This is a genomic window from Maribacter sp. 6B07 (assembly GCF_002700155.1).
Lineage (GTDB): Bacteria > Bacteroidota > Bacteroidia > Flavobacteriales > Flavobacteriaceae > Maribacter > Maribacter dokdonensis.
Genome location: NZ_PDUT01000002.1, coordinates 552,832 through 570,443, shown reverse-complemented (window position 1 = coordinate 570,443; position 17,612 = coordinate 552,832). Strand labels below are relative to the sequence as shown.

Annotated in this window: 19 protein-coding genes; 8 read left to right on the top strand and 11 right to left on the bottom strand. The window is 34.0% G+C overall.

Going from position 1 to position 17,612, the window contains the following annotated elements:
- Positions 1–26 precede the first annotated feature (26 nt).
- From CSC80_RS12190 to CSC80_RS12175, 4 genes are all read left to right on the top strand, one after another.
- On the top strand, positions 27–509 hold the full coding sequence (locus CSC80_RS12190) for a hypothetical protein (protein WP_099192170.1): 483 nt from the start codon (positions 27–29) through the stop codon (positions 507–509).
- Positions 510–751: 242 nt separating this feature from the next.
- Complete coding sequence (locus CSC80_RS12185; protein ID WP_099192168.1) at positions 752–1,177, top strand: hypothetical protein; 426 nt, start codon at positions 752–754, stop codon at positions 1,175–1,177.
- A complete protein-coding gene (locus CSC80_RS12180) occupies positions 1,170–1,637 on the top strand; it encodes a DUF4265 domain-containing protein (RefSeq protein WP_099192166.1) in 468 nt (155 codons plus the stop codon). Before CSC80_RS12185 ends, CSC80_RS12180 begins: the two co-directional genes overlap by 8 nt.
- 156 nt (positions 1,638–1,793) lie before the next feature.
- Positions 1,794–2,867, top strand: a complete 1,074-nt coding sequence (locus CSC80_RS12175; RefSeq protein ID WP_099192165.1) for a PIN domain-containing protein — start codon at positions 1,794–1,796, stop codon at positions 2,865–2,867.
- 243 nt (positions 2,868–3,110) lie between these two features.
- Here the strand turns inward: CSC80_RS12175 and CSC80_RS12170 are convergent, their stop codons facing one another.
- From CSC80_RS12170 to CSC80_RS12150, 5 genes are all read right to left on the bottom strand, one after another.
- The gene (locus CSC80_RS12170; RefSeq protein WP_099192163.1) at positions 3,111–4,760 is read right to left on the bottom strand and encodes a hypothetical protein; all 1,650 of its coding nucleotides are present in this window, start codon (positions 4,758–4,760) and stop codon (positions 3,111–3,113) included.
- A gap of 331 nt (positions 4,761–5,091) precedes the next feature.
- Positions 5,092–5,547 (bottom strand): response regulator, encoded by a 456-nt coding sequence (locus CSC80_RS12165; protein ID WP_099192161.1) that lies wholly within the window; start codon positions 5,545–5,547, stop codon positions 5,092–5,094.
- A 241-nt stretch (positions 5,548–5,788) separates the two neighbouring features.
- Positions 5,789–7,063: a Y-family DNA polymerase gene (locus tag CSC80_RS12160; RefSeq protein ID WP_099192159.1), complete on the bottom strand. Its 1,275-nt coding sequence runs from the start codon at positions 7,061–7,063 to the stop codon at positions 5,789–5,791.
- Positions 7,060–7,425 carry a S24 family peptidase gene (locus CSC80_RS12155; RefSeq protein WP_099192157.1) on the bottom strand — a complete coding sequence of 122 codons (366 nt, stop codon included), beginning with the start codon at positions 7,423–7,425 and terminating at the stop codon, positions 7,060–7,062. Before CSC80_RS12155 ends, CSC80_RS12160 begins: the two co-directional genes overlap by 4 nt.
- 18 nt (positions 7,426–7,443) lie before the next feature.
- Positions 7,444–7,719 (bottom strand): hypothetical protein, encoded by a 276-nt coding sequence (locus tag CSC80_RS12150; protein ID WP_099192155.1) that lies wholly within the window; start codon positions 7,717–7,719, stop codon positions 7,444–7,446.
- Positions 7,720–8,016: 297 nt separating this feature from the next.
- Here CSC80_RS12150 and CSC80_RS12145 point away from each other — a divergent pair, with 297 nt between their 5' ends.
- The 4 genes from CSC80_RS12145 to CSC80_RS12130 are packed head-to-tail and all read left to right on the top strand — an operon-like array spanning position 8,017 to position 10,042.
- A complete protein-coding gene (locus CSC80_RS12145; RefSeq protein ID WP_099192153.1) occupies positions 8,017–8,538 on the top strand; it encodes a YetF domain-containing protein in 522 nt (173 codons plus the stop codon).
- A 4-nt stretch (positions 8,539–8,542) separates the two neighbouring features.
- Positions 8,543–8,818 carry a SemiSWEET transporter gene (locus CSC80_RS12140; RefSeq protein ID WP_099192150.1) on the top strand — a complete coding sequence of 92 codons (276 nt, stop codon included), beginning with the start codon at positions 8,543–8,545 and terminating at the stop codon, positions 8,816–8,818.
- Positions 8,799–9,464 carry a guanitoxin biosynthesis heme-dependent pre-guanitoxin N-hydroxylase GntA gene (gntA, locus tag CSC80_RS12135; RefSeq protein WP_099192147.1) on the top strand — a complete coding sequence of 222 codons (666 nt, stop codon included), beginning with the start codon at positions 8,799–8,801 and terminating at the stop codon, positions 9,462–9,464. Before CSC80_RS12140 ends, gntA begins: the two co-directional genes overlap by 20 nt.
- The gene (locus CSC80_RS12130) at positions 9,461–10,042 is read left to right on the top strand and encodes an urea carboxylase-associated family protein (protein WP_099192145.1); all 582 of its coding nucleotides are present in this window, start codon (positions 9,461–9,463) and stop codon (positions 10,040–10,042) included. Before gntA ends, CSC80_RS12130 begins: the two co-directional genes overlap by 4 nt.
- 134 nt (positions 10,043–10,176) lie before the next feature.
- Here CSC80_RS12130 and CSC80_RS12125 read toward each other — a convergent pair whose 3' ends face one another.
- The 6 genes from CSC80_RS12125 to CSC80_RS12100 form a co-directional block, all read right to left on the bottom strand.
- Complete coding sequence (locus tag CSC80_RS12125; RefSeq protein WP_099192143.1) at positions 10,177–11,313, bottom strand: PAS domain-containing protein; 1,137 nt, start codon at positions 11,311–11,313, stop codon at positions 10,177–10,179.
- Positions 11,300–12,127, bottom strand: coding sequence for an alpha/beta hydrolase (locus CSC80_RS12120; protein ID WP_099192141.1), 828 nt, complete (start codon positions 12,125–12,127; stop codon positions 11,300–11,302). The genes CSC80_RS12125 and CSC80_RS12120 overlap by 14 nt, the downstream gene beginning before the upstream one ends.
- A 122-nt stretch (positions 12,128–12,249) precedes the next feature.
- A complete protein-coding gene (locus tag CSC80_RS12115) occupies positions 12,250–14,460 on the bottom strand; it encodes a xanthine dehydrogenase family protein molybdopterin-binding subunit (RefSeq protein WP_099192139.1) in 2,211 nt (736 codons plus the stop codon).
- Positions 14,461–14,471: 11 nt separating this feature from the next.
- On the bottom strand, positions 14,472–15,455 hold the full coding sequence (locus CSC80_RS12110; protein ID WP_099192137.1) for a xanthine dehydrogenase family protein subunit M: 984 nt from the start codon (positions 15,453–15,455) through the stop codon (positions 14,472–14,474).
- 1 nt (position 15,456) lies between these two features.
- Positions 15,457–15,936: a 2Fe-2S iron-sulfur cluster-binding protein gene (locus tag CSC80_RS12105; protein WP_099192135.1), complete on the bottom strand. Its 480-nt coding sequence runs from the start codon at positions 15,934–15,936 to the stop codon at positions 15,457–15,459.
- A 343-nt stretch (positions 15,937–16,279) separates the two neighbouring features.
- Entirely contained in the window at positions 16,280–17,347 is a 1,068-nt protein-coding gene (locus CSC80_RS12100; RefSeq protein WP_099192328.1) for an endonuclease/exonuclease/phosphatase family protein, read from the bottom strand.
- Positions 17,348–17,612: the final 265 nt, after the last annotated feature.

Here is a 17,612-nt window from a genome sequence, read left to right as displayed (position 1 = left end):
AAAAAAAATAATACTCAGTAAAACCTATGGGGATTCAGAATTTTTTGAGAAATTTTTTAAAGCCGAAAAGTGCAACTGGATTTGTGGACAAATTCATAAAAGATAGCTCAAAAAGAAGAGTTCATCTAGAATTGATATATAAAAACGATTTAATACTTCAGGTAGACCCACTAAAATTTGTACCATCTTGGTTTGAACTTTTCAATGTAAATCAGACCGATTTAAAAAATGGTTTTGTAATATTCTTTATCCTAGATAGAAAGGGTATTGAGAAAAATGAGAATTACATAAACTATCAAGAATCTGGGATTGAAATGATAGAGTTGGACGAAATGCACGGAGAAACACCTATTAGGACGTTTGCCAAATTCGTAAAATGGACAAATGACCCTGTTTTATTGGGTAAGGAAATGAGAGTAATTATCGAGGGAGTATATAAATCTTCAATAATGGAAGAGCAAGCGATATTCAATTTGAGGTACATAAAAAAAGAATTTGAAAACCTCTGAACGGAATAAAAACGGTGTACAACAAAACCTAAACGTAATGCGGTCTATAGGGCAAAACCGAAAGGTCTGTGTATATTTATAATGCCGCTAAATCTTATGGATTTAGCTTTGGATAAAAAAATAAAACTAAACAATAAGCTTTAGCTTCGTGCGCAGACGGAAACGAAAAGTTTCCTTGCCTCCGCACTACGCTTAGCCGCAACGTTCTACGCAATTTGAAAAGACATTGTGCTTAAAAGAAAATGAAACTGACAAGCGACCAATTTGAGGCTTCTGCTTATATATTTGAAAGAGCCAACGGAAATAAAAAATCGGAATACGAAGAAAAAGTTATTGCCGAATCTGGATTGAAAAATCTCAAACCAATTGAACTACAAACTCAAATTGTTCATGGAATTGACAACGGACTTTACTCAAACTCAAAAGAAAGAGTAAGTGCTTATTGGTCGTTAAGTAAAATTCACAAAACTGAATTAATTCCGAACTTTAAAAAGTGGCTGAAAATAGAACTTAAAAACGAAAATGCAGATACTGTTTATCAATTAATGATTGCATTAGGTAATTTAGAAGAACCTATTTTTAATATTGACAGAAATGGAAGTTCTGCTTTTAACGAAACAGAATTAAATTTGAGAGATGCAAGAAAGTATTTAGAAGTAAATGAGTAATCAAGTAAAAATATTGTTCAATTTTCACAGCGACATTTTTGATGAACAAATGGTTGAAACCGTTTGGGCTGATGAAATTGACAAAGGAAAAGGATTATATAAAATTGATAATATTCCATTTTATATTCCATTGGTTGCTTCTGAAGATATTGTAATCGCTGAATTTGACGAAACCGAGCAAATGTTGACATACAGAAAAACTTATGAATATTCTGGACGAACTGTTGTCCAAGTTGTAATTATGGACAAGACAACAAGAACAAATACTATTAGAGATATATTTTTTGAATTAGGTTGCGAATCGGAAAAAGCGAACGAAGGCTATTTCTCAATGGAAATTCCTGTAGATTTAAATTATAAGCCAATCAAAAAAGAGCTTGACCGAATGGAAAACGCTGAAATTATAGGTTATGCAGAGCCGACTATTTCTGATAAACATCGAGCGGAAGGTTACAATTAAGCGAAAAAAACTGCGTAGAACAATGTATAACCGCAATTACGGCGGATTCGACTGCGTCCGAATCCACGCGTAATTGCTACCGTCTGGTGCTTATTCGAAAAAGATTAAATTTAATCCCGAAACTGCGGTTATACTAAACGTTGCCCACAATTTAAGATGAACATAATAATAGACAGTACAGAATTAAAAAAAGACAGAGGACTTAACAAGTCTGATATTTCTTTGATTAAAGATATGGGAGCCGAAAAACTTCTAGTTTTACATATCCCCTATTTTGTCTACAAAGAATGCTCTTCAAGTTCAATAGAGAATATAAAAACTGAATTGAATCAAATCAAATCCAACTTGAAATCCTTTAACAGAAAAGGAATGGGAGAATCTGATTTTGCTGAAGCTAGAAAAATTGAAAAAGATATTTCGAAATTACATGATAATGTAGAAAATTCTAATAAAGAGTTGTGGGACAATTTTGTTTTGGAATCAAACTCTATCTTATATGAATTTGACGAAAAAGACAGCATTGAAGTATTTGATGCTTACTTCACAGGAGACAAACCATTTAAGAGTTTAAAAAGTCGAGAAGATATACCAGATGCCTTCATTTATCAAACTATTAAAAAAGTATCACAAACATCTAAAGTATATTTAGTTTCAGGAGATAAGAACTTACGAGAAAAATGTGTTGATTTAAAAAATGTTGTAATATTTCCAACTTTTGACGAATTATATAAAGATTCTGACTTTATAAAACTTCAACAGAAATACGACAAGCTAAAATTCAATCAACGTGTCGCAGATGCTAAATTAATTTTATTGGATAGTCAAGATTCTTTTGAAGATGCAGTTAATGGATATTTAGCAACTAAAAATTATTGGCATTTGTATGACACAGGTTTACCATCAGATAACGGAGAAGCAACTGTATATGCAATAGACGATGTATCCACTGAAATAGACGAGTTAAATATCAAATTCATTGACGACAAATTTTTCGTACCAATAATTGTTAAGGGAGAAGCGTCTATTGATTATGCTGTTTTTAAAGCGGACTATTGGGTTGATGATGATTTACCTGCAATTTCAGAAGATTTAAACAAACATTACTATTTATTACACGATACTGTTCCAATTAAATTATTGAAAACAGTAAGTATTGACCTTGATGATTTGAAAGAAGATGATATTCTAGAATTTGAAATTGATGAGTTTGACAAAATTGAAATCGAATAAAAACTGTGGGCAACACCGTATATAATTTATTGCTAGTTTTAGCCTACTTACGAAAATCCTCGCGGATTTTCTATTTGGTTTGTATTTGCTAAATTAGGTGCTTAAAACACGCAACAAACCATATACAAACACGTTAGGCACAATTAGAAAAAAATGAGAATATATAGTGCAATTGCCCAAAGAGGAAAATTAAAATACTCTGACGAACATATAGATTTTACTCTTGACGGAACTCCTGATTTACTAGTAAATTAAACTTCCTCCAATAGCTGCTACTGCTGAAATAATTGTAGTAATCACTAACCACCAGGATGCGGATATCGCCGTTTTTCTTGCGTGTTCAGCTTTAATAATTGCTTTTTTCTCTAGTATTTGAACGCGTTGTCTTGCTTCTGCTTCTATTTTATCAACTTTTTGTTCTACACTTTTCTTAGCGTTTGATATTGTTTGAACTACATTATTCATTTGATTTTCATCGACATACTTACTATTGGAAATGTAATTTTTCACGTCGTCTATATCAACAGCAGTTAATTGATTTTTCAAATCTTTTAAACTTTTCTTTGGATCATATAGAATTGACTTTAACGACTTACTCAATTCAATGAAATCGAAAGAATCATTGTTAGAACCAACATTATTTAAGTAAGCTGTAACTTTATTCTTTAAATTTTCAAGCGTTCCTTCCCCATTGTCCAAATGAGTACCAATACTTTTCACCACGTTCATAAAATTATCGGCATAACCATTAATATCATCCTTACTAAGGTTACTATTTTTTGACAGAACATCCACAATACTATTCCTATCCAATCCTTCTACCTTATCCAATAGCAAAGATTTCACCATATTTGGATGGTTTAACGCTCCTTTTAATAAAACACCTAAACGATCAACCGATAAGTCTGATGGTGTTGCATTTGATAAATAGTCTTGAATTTTTTTGGTTTTGGAATCGATAGCTTCACGATCCAAAGTACTAAATTCTTCCACTACATTCTTAGCCCCTTCAACTTTACTATCTTCCTTGTTCATGTTATTAGATATTGAATCTATAACTTCTTCAAGCTTTTTTACTTTAGACTGCTTGCCATTATCAACACTATTACCATTTTCCGACATTAACTTATTCACCATTTGTTGTATTGCAAACCATTTAGTTGATGAATTAGTTGATTTGGATTCTTTGGCTATGTCCTCAAGATCAGCTTTTATGCTATCAAATTCAGGAATTCTTTCATCTACTTTGGTGAAAAAATTATCCATTAAGGAATTGATTTTTTCTGAACTTATTCCTGTATCAAATTCCGAACGTACTTTATCAATAGTATGGTCTAAAATATTATCTACTTTCTTATAAGGAGAAGTTTCAAACATCGATGATATCGCATTTGCACTATTTTTAAAACCTGAAGTTACTGCGGTTACCAAATTACCCAATAAAGAACCCACTATTTTAGTTTCTAAATAAAACAGAATTAAAAAGAAAAGTCCCCAAATTACTAAGGCAGTGGTAATATTTGAAAAAGTAGACTCCACAACATTGATTTTAAGTGCCAATGCCGTAGCACCGAATAATGCTATACTTGTAGTTATTAAACTCCAAATACCAAACATAGAGGTGTATTTTACACCCACATTCATGTTATGATCATTGTTATTGTCGCTTTCATCCATTTCCATCTTGGACTTCGCATAACTTTTTTTGAAATTACCTACAGAAGTGACACCTGCAGCCACTGAAATGGCGGTTAATATGATCTGAAATATTAAGGCCAAAATAACACCTGATAAAATGGTTACGAAAAAATTTGGTGTAATGGCCACATCATTGATTATTGGTCGTTGCATCAATGTATTTACAGTATTTGAAAGTGTTGTAGTATAGAACATAGTATATATTTTTATTAGAATTATTACTACAAAATGACGAATAAAACAGAATTCTGATTCGCTCTAATAATTTCAATTTTAACGTAATAGATATTTTCTACTTTACCAATACCTACTATTGAAATCAAGAGGTTACAAGAAGTATATCAATATTTTAATGGTCAAAATTCCAAGATGTATTAGTATCAAAAATGGTATATGTCTTTTGGATAACAAAAATGCCGATGGATATCCATCGGCATTTGTACCATTATTTTATTTCAGGTAAGATCAACAAAGTGACCATTTTTGATTCGTTATCATTAGTAGTCGATATTAATGTAATATATCATCAAACTACTATATTAATTAATGCTGGTGCACTATTCACATTTCTTTTTAAAGAATTAAAGGTTCTATCTAAAGATGATACTAAAGAATCAAATGAAGCGGTTTTTCTTAAATATCTATTGGCACCATACTCGAACAGTTCTTCTATACGATCAATATCGAATTCAGTGGAATATACAATGATAGGAACGTAATCAAGTAAGGGATTCTCTCGCATTTTAATAAGACAATCGCTCCCGTCCATTTTAGGCATGTAAAGGTCTAGAAATATTACTTCTGGCAGTGTATCACTATTTTCCAACCTTGTCAATAAATCGATACCGTTATTGAATACATTTAATGTTAGAGGCGTATCAATCTCTTTCAATGCATCTCTAAATATTTCTTGGTCGGTAACGTCGTCGTCTGCAAGGTATACAGACCATTTTTTTTGGGTTGTATTATTTGAAGTTATCATACTGTAAGCGTTATGTTTTAAATGCCAATTACAGGCATTTGAAATTAATTAAGGAAATATAGCTAGCGAATATAAAATCAACTTTCAATGAATAAGAATCCAATAAAAAATTTAATTGATCTATTTAGTGATACCAATGGTTTGTATTGCCTCAAATTGAAGCACCTTTATACGAAGAACTAAAGATGTGTATTTGCTAAAAATAGGAACATCAACTTTTTAATTCTAGCTAATACAACGTTTAATTCTTTTTACCAATGGTCATCAATTCACTCCATTGCGTAGTGTATCTTGGACTACGATGCTCTTTTATCAAAGCCCATTCTTTGTTTCTATTTCCTACGGTCGCAACTTTCAATTTATTCTTTCCAAATTTGCCATTCAAATTATCTATGACCGTAGTAATGGTGTCATTTTCGCTTTTATGGGCATTCTCAAAAAGATTGGTCTGCACTTCATACTGGTGCACCAACTGCGTTAGGTTAACTCCGACTTTTTTATAACGATAACCTGGCTTAAAAATTTGTTTTAAACCAATTATAGCCTCCTTGGTTAATTTTATAGTGCTATCGGTCGGTGTATCCAGATTTATAATTATTGTGTTTCTATACTGCTCATCGACTGCACTATGCTGATTGGTCTGCAATGATATTTCAATTTGAGAAGCAAGACTATTTTGTTGTCTTAGCAAATCTGCAACTTCAGCTACATAATAACTACAGGCCTCTTCAATAAGCGTATAGTCCCTTAATTTAAATCCAAAAGATTTCGCTGTTCCAATGCCCTTTTTTGCATTTGGTTCTGTCTCTAGTTTCAAGCAAGGGATATTGTTTAACTCTCGCCATAAGCGTTCACCTATTACGGTCATTTCCTTTCTCACCCAGGCAACCGGCATATCTGCAAAATCCAAGGCGGTATAAATTCCATTTTTCTGTAGGCGAATAGCATGTTTTTTACCAATTCCCCATATATCCTTTACTTCAAGATTACGTAATAAATGTTGTCTTTTATGCTCGTTGTCCACTACATAAACATTATTGTTCACGGGAATTTTCTTAGCAAATTTATTTGCTAGCTTAGCGAGTGATTTTGTCGTTGCAATTCCAATGCCCACGGGTATTCCGGTATTTTTATGAACTGTATCCTTAATCGTATGGGCCATAGAATCGTAAGCATCCATTTTTAAACATCCTAAATCCACAAAGCTTTCATCAATGCTATATTCTTCCACCCTCGGCGAAAATGTCATTAGTGTATCCATTACTCTTCTCGACATATCACTATACAAGGTATAGTTAGATGAAAAATAGGTAACATTGTTTTCGTCCAACAATTTTTTGATTTTAAAAATCGGTTGAAACATGGGTATATCTGTCAATGCCTTTGCCTCTTTATTGGCTGCGATTATACATCCATCATTATTACTGAGCACTACTACTGGTCTGTTAATCAAATCTGGTCTAAAGACTTGTTCGCAAGATGCATAGAAACTATTACAATCTACCAATGCTATCATAGTACAGATTTTATAATGAAGGTTATGGTACCCCAAATGTTCAATTCTGATGTAGTAGATCCATCAATTCTTATAATCTTAAAGCTATCGTCTACCGCTGCCAAGGTCAATTGATTAAATTTTGGGGTCAGCGATTTATCTACAATTAAAACATCATTGGCAAAAACATTGAAATCTTTAAATTCATCATTTACGACCCGAATAAAAAAAGTAGCCGATGAATTGGACACCAGTACCTCATTTAGATCTATTCTAGGTTCACTATAGTGTGTTGCGGGACTAGAAAAACCCGTTTGAGTAGGTCGCTGCACCCTATAATTATTATCCGATTTTTTAATTAAACAATTATCTATATCAATCATAAATTGAAGGTTTTACTATTATTCTTTTCTTTCTCTTACCCAGTGTTCGTGGGGTACGTTCCAAAAACCTAATACGGGCATAATTCTAAAAATTACTCGAGATGGATATTTGTAGTACAAATAAATATCATGCGTATCTGTTTCATATTCTATAAAAAAACCGCTCATTGAAATAGGCTTTTGGTTTAATAATCCTAAATCCTTTAATGCACACTCATAGCGCTCCTTCCCTACTTCCTTAAGAAGAGCCTTAATACTAGTGATATTATAATTTCTAAATACAGTTTTGGACATTTTCCAAATTTCAGGAATTATTCCAAATAATAAAATAACAACTAGAAAATATTATCAACAACATATAAAGGAGAGCATATTCTATAGAACAGGTAAATCGCTAATTCGAAATTTAATTTAAATGTAAAATACCCCTACGCTTTAGTTTAAAAGTAATTTGACACTTAAACCATCCTAAAGACATATCAACCACACAAAATTTGATGCTTATCAATAGCGTCATGGATAAAAACGATTGAGGTAATCGATAGCTATTACGTAATCTACTTTTACAAACCAATCAATTCAATTAAAAAAATGGAAAACTGGTTATACGCATCATCTGATATTATTGCTAAGGTGATTTTTACCGTATTGGTAATATTTACTTTAATAATTGTAATCACACGAGTTTCAGGTTTAAGAACCTTTGCTAAGATGTCAAGCTTCGATTTCGCTTCCACAATTGCTATAGGGTCGATACTTGCATCAATTGTTCTAAACCCTGATCAGTCTATCCTTAAGGGAGCGGTTGCCTTAGCTGTAATCATATTATTTCAAACCATATTTTCCTTTGCAAAACGAAAATCTGATTGGTTCAACAATCTATCTACCAACAAGCCCATGTTACTAATGGAAAATGGAAAGTTTTTAATGAACAATCTTAAAAAGACCAACATTAGTGCTAATGATGTGTATGCCAAACTGCGTGAAGCCAATGTCAAAGATAAATGCGAGGTACTAGCCGTTATTTTGGAAAGTACCGGTGATATTTCAGTAATTCATGAACATAAGGAAACCCCTCTTTCTGAAGAGGTGTTGACAGGGGTGCAAAAATAGTATAATGGAACCTTCTGAAATAATTGGCACCCTCGCAGGAATATTTACCACAATCGCTGTAATTCCACAAATTTTTAAAGCAATTAGAACTGACAAAGTAGATGATATCAGTCCGCTGTTCTTTTCCACTTTGGTTCTAGGTGTTGGTCTATGGACTGTTTATGGAATATTAAAATGCGATTGGCCAATAATAATTACGAACGGTATTTCTTTCATGTTGAACCTAACTATGATCGGAATCTACCTAAAAAACAAATTCTATGGAAATAAGCACATTTGATAATACAATCACTATAGAGGAAATGGTAAGAGATTTTATTCTTGATGACCATCCTTGTGTTATGGCTCAAAGTCTTGTCGCTAATGATAATCTTACAATTCATAATTACGGCAATTTTGAAACTGTAACTATACCTCATATATTAGAAGATTTAAACAACTACTTAAATGACATTGATGATGATTCAAAAAAATTTCAAACATTCATCGCAGTATTTGAAGATGATGAATTTGAAACTGAATTAGCCTTTGAAAAAGCATTGTGGAAATTACTTTACCAATTACATAAAGAAGATTACTGTAAATGGGACAAAAGCACAGATTCTGATGTGTCATCATCAAATTTTAGCATGAGCATCTTAGGAAATTCTTTTTATATCTTAGGAATGCACCCTAATGCATCAAGAAAAGCTAGGTCATCACCAGTACCGATGATTGTTTTTAATCTACACAATCAGTTCGAGATACTTCGCAAATCTAATCGCTATACTCGAGTAAGGGATTTGATCAGAAGCAGAGATAAAGAATATCAAGGTTCCATAAATCCAATGTTGGAAGATTTTGGAACCAATAGCGAAGCAAGACAATATAGTGGAAGAGCAGTAGATAACAAATGGAAATGTCCATATCAATTCGATACTAAATGATAATTATACCACCAAAATCCGGAGCATCTTTAGAGCTTAAAAAAGGTCAAATACTCAAGGTCATAGACATTGAAGGTATGCAAGTATCTGATATTTTATTTATGAATAAAGCGGATAAAGAAGAAAAAATATCTTCAGGCAAAACATTTGATTTTGAAGAGTCTATCCTGCTTACGAAAGGGAATTACCTCTGGAGTAACAGGAGTAATAAAATGGTAAAAATCATAGAAGACACTAATGGTAGAAATGATTTTTTACTTGCACCCTGCGATAGGAAAACGTTTAAACATTTTTACGGTATGGAAGAATATCACCCAAGTTGTTTTGAGAATCTTTACAAAAACTTAGAACAATACGGTATCGGTAAAGATGACATACCAACCGCATTCAACATATTTATGAATGTTGTTTTCGAAGAATCTGGAAAGATAAAAGTTGACCCACCCACATCAAAATCAGGAGATTATGTTTGTTTTGAAGCACAGATGGATCTAATAGTTGCTTTGACCGCTTGTTCTGCAAAAGACAGTAATGGTGGCAGTTTTAAACCAATTGGTTATGAAATAGTAGATAAATGAATAATTTTTTAAAATCTATAACTGTAAATAAATGTGGCGCTCTTCAAATTATTAACTCGAATCAAATAATAGCATTTTAAACAGTACTTTCTTGTATTTCGTAATGCATTGCATTTAATTAAAATGAACTATCATTAAATAGAAACATAGGGAAACACAATCTCGATTCGAATTTTTCCTGAATCGAGAATTTCAATATTAAACGTACCGCCATGTAATGAGGTTATTTTCTCACAAAAAACCGTATCCAAGTTTATACCCATACGATGCCCACCTGCATGGTGTACCATTTCCTTTGCATCTTCATTATTTATTTTGGGTTCCACCATTAGCAAAATTCTCAAATTTGTGGGGCTCTTTGTCTCTTTTGCAGAAATTCTCGAAGATAGGTTCATTGATTTCACCCCATTTGAACCTATAAGCCGACCAATCAAATGAAATAGTTCTGTAAATAATATAGTGATCTTATCCTCATCGCCATAAAGCGAATTTATTTCTAAATCATATATAAAATCATACGTTGATAAAGGGCTCTCGGTTTTTATCGATTCTATAATACCCGTCAAATTAACATGAGCCTTTCTTAAGGTATAATACTCAAGTTCACTATATTGCTGTAATCTTTTGGTCAATGAATGCCCTCGGCCTGCGACTTCAATAATTCTATTTAGGTTATGCAGTACGTCGTCCATACTATTTAAGCTATCAGCTTTTAAAATAGTTCTACTAGCAAAAAGCTGAATTTTACGCAATGGTTCTTGTAAATCGTGGGAGATCATTTTATTCAGTATACGCAATTCTTTATTGGTCGTTTTTTCTTCACGCAACTGGCTTTCAAGTTCTTTTTGAATTTTTCCGAGCTCATTATGGGCCAACATCAATTCCTTATTTTTTAACAAGGCTGTTTCCGCTGCATTTTTTGCCTCGATAAGACCACTTTCAAAATCACTTCTCTTATTTAAAATTAAACCCGAGATATGTATTTGACTAGCATCCATAGACATATTGAAAAGGAATGGATATTTAGTTCCATCTTTTCCTGTCAAACTCAACACAATTTCTTGAACCTTACCCTTACCCATTAGAGTAGGGTAAAAATGAGTTTTATAAAGAATTCTACTGCCTGTGCTTAAAATTGAATTGATACTAGTATTTTCCAACTCTGAAAAAGTATAGCCTAGTTTTTCAATAATATAAGAGTTTACTGCCAGTATCTTTTCATTGAGATTTAAGCTGATTACCCCACATGGTAACAAATCATAGTCCGGCATCTGTTTTAAGGAATTTTTCGTTGAAAAGTTCTTTCTTAAGAACCTCAATAGTCTCTTGCGGATGACTTATATGTGGGCAGTGACCAGAAGCCTCCATATAGGTAATTTTACTGTTGGCTAAGTTATCCTTTACATATTCACCAACTTTTTCATTTGCTATATCATCTTCTACGCATTGAACTATAAGGCATGGAATATTGACCTTTTTTAAGTCTTCCCTATTGTCAGAAAAGAAAGTTACCCTCGCGAAATTCTTTGTTATACTCTTGTCCATAGAGCAAAAGCTTTCCGCCAATTCATTGGTTAGGTGAGATTTTTCAGGGTTTTTCATGACCACAGGAGCAAGATAATTTGCCCATTCAATATAATTTGAATCAAGCAGTTCCAATAAATCTTCCAATTCACTCTCTTCGAAGCCTCCTTGATAATCTCCAGTATTTAAATAACAACTGGAAGGACAAATCATTACCATGGAACGAAAAATTCGTGGTTTTTCAATAGCGGCCAAAACCCCTATCATTGAGCTTACGGAATGACCAATAAAAATGCTCTGTTCAATATTAAGATCTTCACAAATTTCAATTATATCTTGGGCATAACCTGATAAACTTCCATATCTATCCTTATCATAACTAGATATATCTGATTTTCCACATCCAACATAATCAAAAACCAACACTTTGAAATGTTTTTCCAGAAACGGAATAATATAACGCCACATTGCCTGATCACACCCAAAACCATGGGCAAGAATTATGGTTTGGTCTCCATTGCCAAACACTCGTACATTATTTCTGGTGGTTACTGTAGACAATATATTTGATTTAGGTTAAGTGCAAGTTAGACAAATAAAATTGACTTGTTCATTGATCATCATCGATAAAATTAACTATATCCGTTTGATAGAATTGATGAGAAATCAATAAGAACATAAGGTTATACTAATATTTTATCTAAAGTAATGGGTAGATTGCGCACCCTTTTACCTGTAGCATCATATACAGCGTTCGCGATTGCCGAAGCAACACCCACAATACCAATTTCACCGAGTCCCTTTGCTCCTAAAGGATTTACGATATCATCATGCTCTTCAACAAATAATACATCCAATTGTTGTACATCGGCATGGACGGCCATATGGTATTCCGCAAGGTTGGCATTCATTATTCTACCATTCCGGTCATCTATCATGCCCTCTTCTTCCAAGGCCATACCAATTCCCCAAGTAATAGCTCCTAAAATTTGGCTTTCTGCCGTTTTAGGATTAATAATGCGTCCACCAGCAATTGCACTTGTTACTCTTGGTACTGTTATCATACCCAAGTCTTTGTCAACGTTCACTTCTACCATAACGCATGAGTGTGCATAGCAAGAATATTGTTCTTGCCTTTCTTCAGGTTCCAAAGTATTTTCCGCTTCTATTTTGTCCAGTGCCGCTTTTTTCAATATTTTCTTGATGTTGATAGATTTTCCATTTGGCAAAACCAATTCACCATCGGCACAAGAAACCTCATCGTAACTAACCTCATCTAAATTTTCATTAGAGCTCACCTTTGCCAAATCAACCAGTTGCTCCTTTATTTTTATGCATACCGCCTTTACTGCAGAGCCTACCGATGAAACGGTCCAAGACCCACCTTCTATAGGTGCCTTGGGCATGGAAGTATCACCCAAATCAAATTGTACATCCATCATGGAAACTCCTAAGGTTTCAGCTGCAATCTGTGACATAACGGTATAAGTACCGGTACCAATATCTGCTGTACTTGAACTGACCACTAACTTACCAGAGGAATCAAGTACCGCCTTTGCCGATGATTTCTGTTGCATGGCTTCCCAACAACCGGTTGCCATACCGTAGCCTACCAATACGGAATCATCTTTTTTCTCGATTGTCTTAGTTTGTCTCTGGAGCCAACCAAAATGTTCTGCAGCTTGTCGATAACACTCCTTAAGTTCTTTACTTGAATAAGGTTTATCTTCATTTTGGTCCTTATTCGCATAATTGATGAGTCTAAATTCCAGTGGGTCTATATTCGCCTTTACGGCAAGTTCATCCATTGCACATTCTAACGCGAACATTCCTGTTGCACCACCTGGTGCCCTCATATCCATAGGGGTATAAACATTTACGGGTATTAGCTCATATTCCAATTTTACATGGTCGCAACGATACATCATACCAGACCAGTCAACAATAGTCTCATTGTACTTTTCAAATTTTGAAGTTTCCCCGTAAGCTTTATGAATAATAGACTCCAACTTCCCTTTCTTCGAAGCACCCAGTTGTATATTTTGAATACATGCAGGCCGATGTCCAAACGAAAACATTTGCTTTCTTGTTAATGAAACCTTTACCGGTCTATGAAGTTCTCTTGCCGCCATGGCTGCCAAAAATAGCTGATATTGCGGACGCAATCCAGAGCCAAAACCTCCACCAACAAAAGGAGATAAAATTTGCACTTTTTCAGAGTTCAAATTAAAAATACCGCAAATGTATTTTTGACTGCTATTAACCCCCTGTACTTTATCATATATCTTGAACGATTTATTATGAACATCCCATTCCGCTATCGAAACATGAGGTTCCATAGGATTATGATAATGTCTGGGTTGGCTGTATTCAACATCTATTTTTACTTCGGCATTGGTAAAGGCCAATTCTGGATTGCCCCTGTTGGGTGCGGTATCTTCCACCCCTTCAGATGTAGCACTGTCCCTGTTTTTCATTATATCGGTAGAACATTCCTCTACTTGGTATTCAACTTCTACCAAACCTGCGGCATACCGTGCAAGCTCAAAACTTTCCGCAACTACTAAAGCTATTGGTTGCCCGTTGTACAATATATTATCGTTGTACAATGGTCGAAATGGGTGACCAGGTGGTGACAGGGGATCGGTATAATCTACATTATGCACTAAATCCTCAGGAAGGTTCTCATGGGTGAAAATTTCTAATACTCCTTCTATCAACTTTGCCTTATTAGTATGTATCGCCACAATTTTTCCATTGGCTATAGTACTGTTCACCACATAGCCGTGTACTAGCCCGTTAGGCTTAAATTCGCCAACGTAAGTTGCTGTTCCGGTAACTTTTTTCACACCGTCTACCCTTTTCCTCGATTTACCTATATAAGCCGTATCCATCTATTGTTACATTAAAGTTTCTTTGCTTCGTTTAAAGCCCTTACTATTGTTCTATGAGCCAATGCCATCTTAAAATCATTATCACCAAAACCCTGGGCTCCAGTCAGTAATTCTTCTGCAAGAGAATCAAAATTCTCTTTACTGGCCTCTCTACCTATTAATTTTTGCTCTACATGAGGTAAACGCCAAGGCTTGTGGGCCACACCTCCCAAGGCAACTTTAATTGAGGCAATATTATTTCCGTTCAATTGTAGTGCCGCCGCTACGGATACCAAAGCAAATGCATAAGAAGGTCTATCTCGAACTTTTAGATACGCGTAGTTTTTATTAAACAAGTTTCCTGGTAGATTTATCGAAGTAATAATTTCATTTGGCATAAGGTTGTTATCTTTTTCCGGAGTATCTCCAGGAAGCCTATGAAAATCCAAAATAGGTATTCGACGTTCACCATCTCGCCCTTGCACCACTATCTCAGCATCTAAAGCTGCCAGAGCAACACACATATCCGAAGGATGGGTCGCTATACAATCTTCACTAGTACCTAGAATGGCGTGAATTCTATTGAAGCCCCCAATTGCCGAACAACCGCTGCCAGGTTCTCTTTTGTTACATGGCGTAGCTGTATCATAGAAATAATAGCACCTTGTACGCTGCATAAGATTTCCGCCATTGGTAGCTGCATTTCTCAATTGTGCTGAAGCACCGGACAGTATTGCCTTAGACAACAAAGGATAATTTTTTTCTATAAGTGGATGATATGCCGTATCTGCATTTGTCACCATAGCACCCAAGCGTAAACCACCAGATGCATTACGAACTATCTCACGATAAGGCAAATGGTTAACATCAATTAAGTAATGTGGATTCTCTACCCTATATTTCATTAAGTCCAACAAATTGGTTCCCCCTCCAATAGCTTTGGCGTGGTTTTTAGTGGTCAATTCTTGTACTGCTTGCCCTATTTCCGTAGACTTACTATAATCAAAATCATTCATATCAATTCTTTTTTGCGACCATTGCCTCAGCCACTTTAAATATATTGGCGTAAGCACCACATCTACATAAGTTTCCGCTCATAAGATCCCTAATTTCCTCTGGAGAATTCCCCTTATCCATATTCAGCATGCTCACCATAGAACATATTTGACCTGAAGTACAATATCCGCACTGAAAGGCATCGTTATCTATAAATGCCTGTTGAACTTGGTGCAGACCATCATCATTTGCCAAACCTTCAATCGTAACAATTTCTTTGTTCTCGTTCATAATGGCCAAGGAAAGACATGAATTAATGGCTTTGCCATCTACCAAAACTGTACAAGCACCACATTGCCCGTGATCGCAACCTTTTTTAGTGCCGGTTAAATTTAGAACCTCCCTTAGGGCGTCTAAAAGTGTAGTACTTATTGGTACCGTTAATTGATGCCTTTTACCATTTATGTTCAAATAAATAGCACTTTCGTTTAAGAATCCCATATGCTTATATTTAAATAAAGTGTATCGCCATTTCTAATGAAGTATAAATTAGACGAACAGTTATTAGATATGTAATACAACCTACCTAATAATATCTGAGCAATGGTTTTACACCTGGTATAAAATTAGCTTTACCTTAACTATAAAATTGTCCTATAAAAAGTTTTATTGACCCATTAAAAAAGAAAGTGCTTTGAAATAGCTACACAGATTGCAGAACTTTGAAACTTGAATCTTATGAAATACCAAATAGAAGATTTAGTAGATCAAATCTTTTTAACTTTTTTGAAAGAACAGCTTTATCGTGTAATTAATACCGTAGGTAAATATTATAAACTAATGGTTACGAAATCTTATTTTCCTTTTCAATTTGATTTTTCGCTGTTTTAATTTCTTCTTCTGTTGGTTCAGGTAATTTCTGTTCTAATGACAATGTTGGCTCAAAACTAAAATTCGTATAAAACGGAAAGTGATCGGAACCAATATCTTCACCCACCTTAATATCGATAACTCTAAATGCTGCAGATGAAAAAACATGATCAAGAGGCCATCTCATAATATAACTATCTGCATTATAAGTATTATACAAGCCTCTACCTTTTCTAGAGTCTAGCAAACCACTTACTCTCTGAAATAATTCTGTAGTTTCCGACCATGCAACATCATTAAAATCTCCCATTACCACAACCGGATATTTTGAGCTTCTTGTAAGCATTGCGACTTTCATCATCTCCGCATCTCTATCGACGGAAGAAGGGTTATGTTGTGGTGTTGGAGGTGCAGGATGAATAGCGAAAATTTGTATGGTATCTTTTGTCGGCAATATTAATTTAGTATGGATAGAGGGTATAGTATCTTCTACCATGTATTTCACCATAGGTTCAAATAACTCATATTTTGAATACATTGTCATTCCGTAAGTGTTTTCTAACGGAACTTCTATTTGATATTCATAATGACCATGAAAACTTTCATTAAGTTTCTCTGTCCAATTTTGGTTGGTTTCGGTAAATAATAAAACATCTGCACTTTTGAGTGTTGCATCCTGAATAACTAATTTTTTATTTTCATTATTCTGAAGAACATTAGCTGCATAAATAGAAAGATTTGTTTTTGCATTTTTACTTGCCATTTTTATTTCATACTTGGCTAAAGGAGTATATATGTATATTTTTTGTAGCTGAACTGTAATACAACCTAATAAAATAATCACAAAAATTTGATCGAACCTATCTTTAATTTCAAACCTAAAAAAATAAACTAGAAAAGCTATGGTAGAAAGAACTGTAAGCTGCAAATGAGGAAAATCAAACACTCTAACTATCCAACTGTTTACTGGTATATAAGGAAATATCGTAAGAACGATAGCTAGAAATCCAAAAGCTCGAAGGGCGATTTTTAATTTTGACATCTCTATAAGTTTGGTCATATTTCGATAAGTTACACCAATTAACTACAGATTATTAATACAATAAAATAATTTTTATAATCATATAGAAGTTTGGGAAATAAAAATATCAGGAATGTAGCAAATTCATGTTATAAGTAATTATCTTCACTACAAATTATTAGTAATAATAAGTGAACACAAAACTGAACACGTTTTTGAACACGATTTTTTAGTAAAGCGTCTCTAAACAGCCTATTTATAGGCTGTTTAAAACTTATATGGGAGT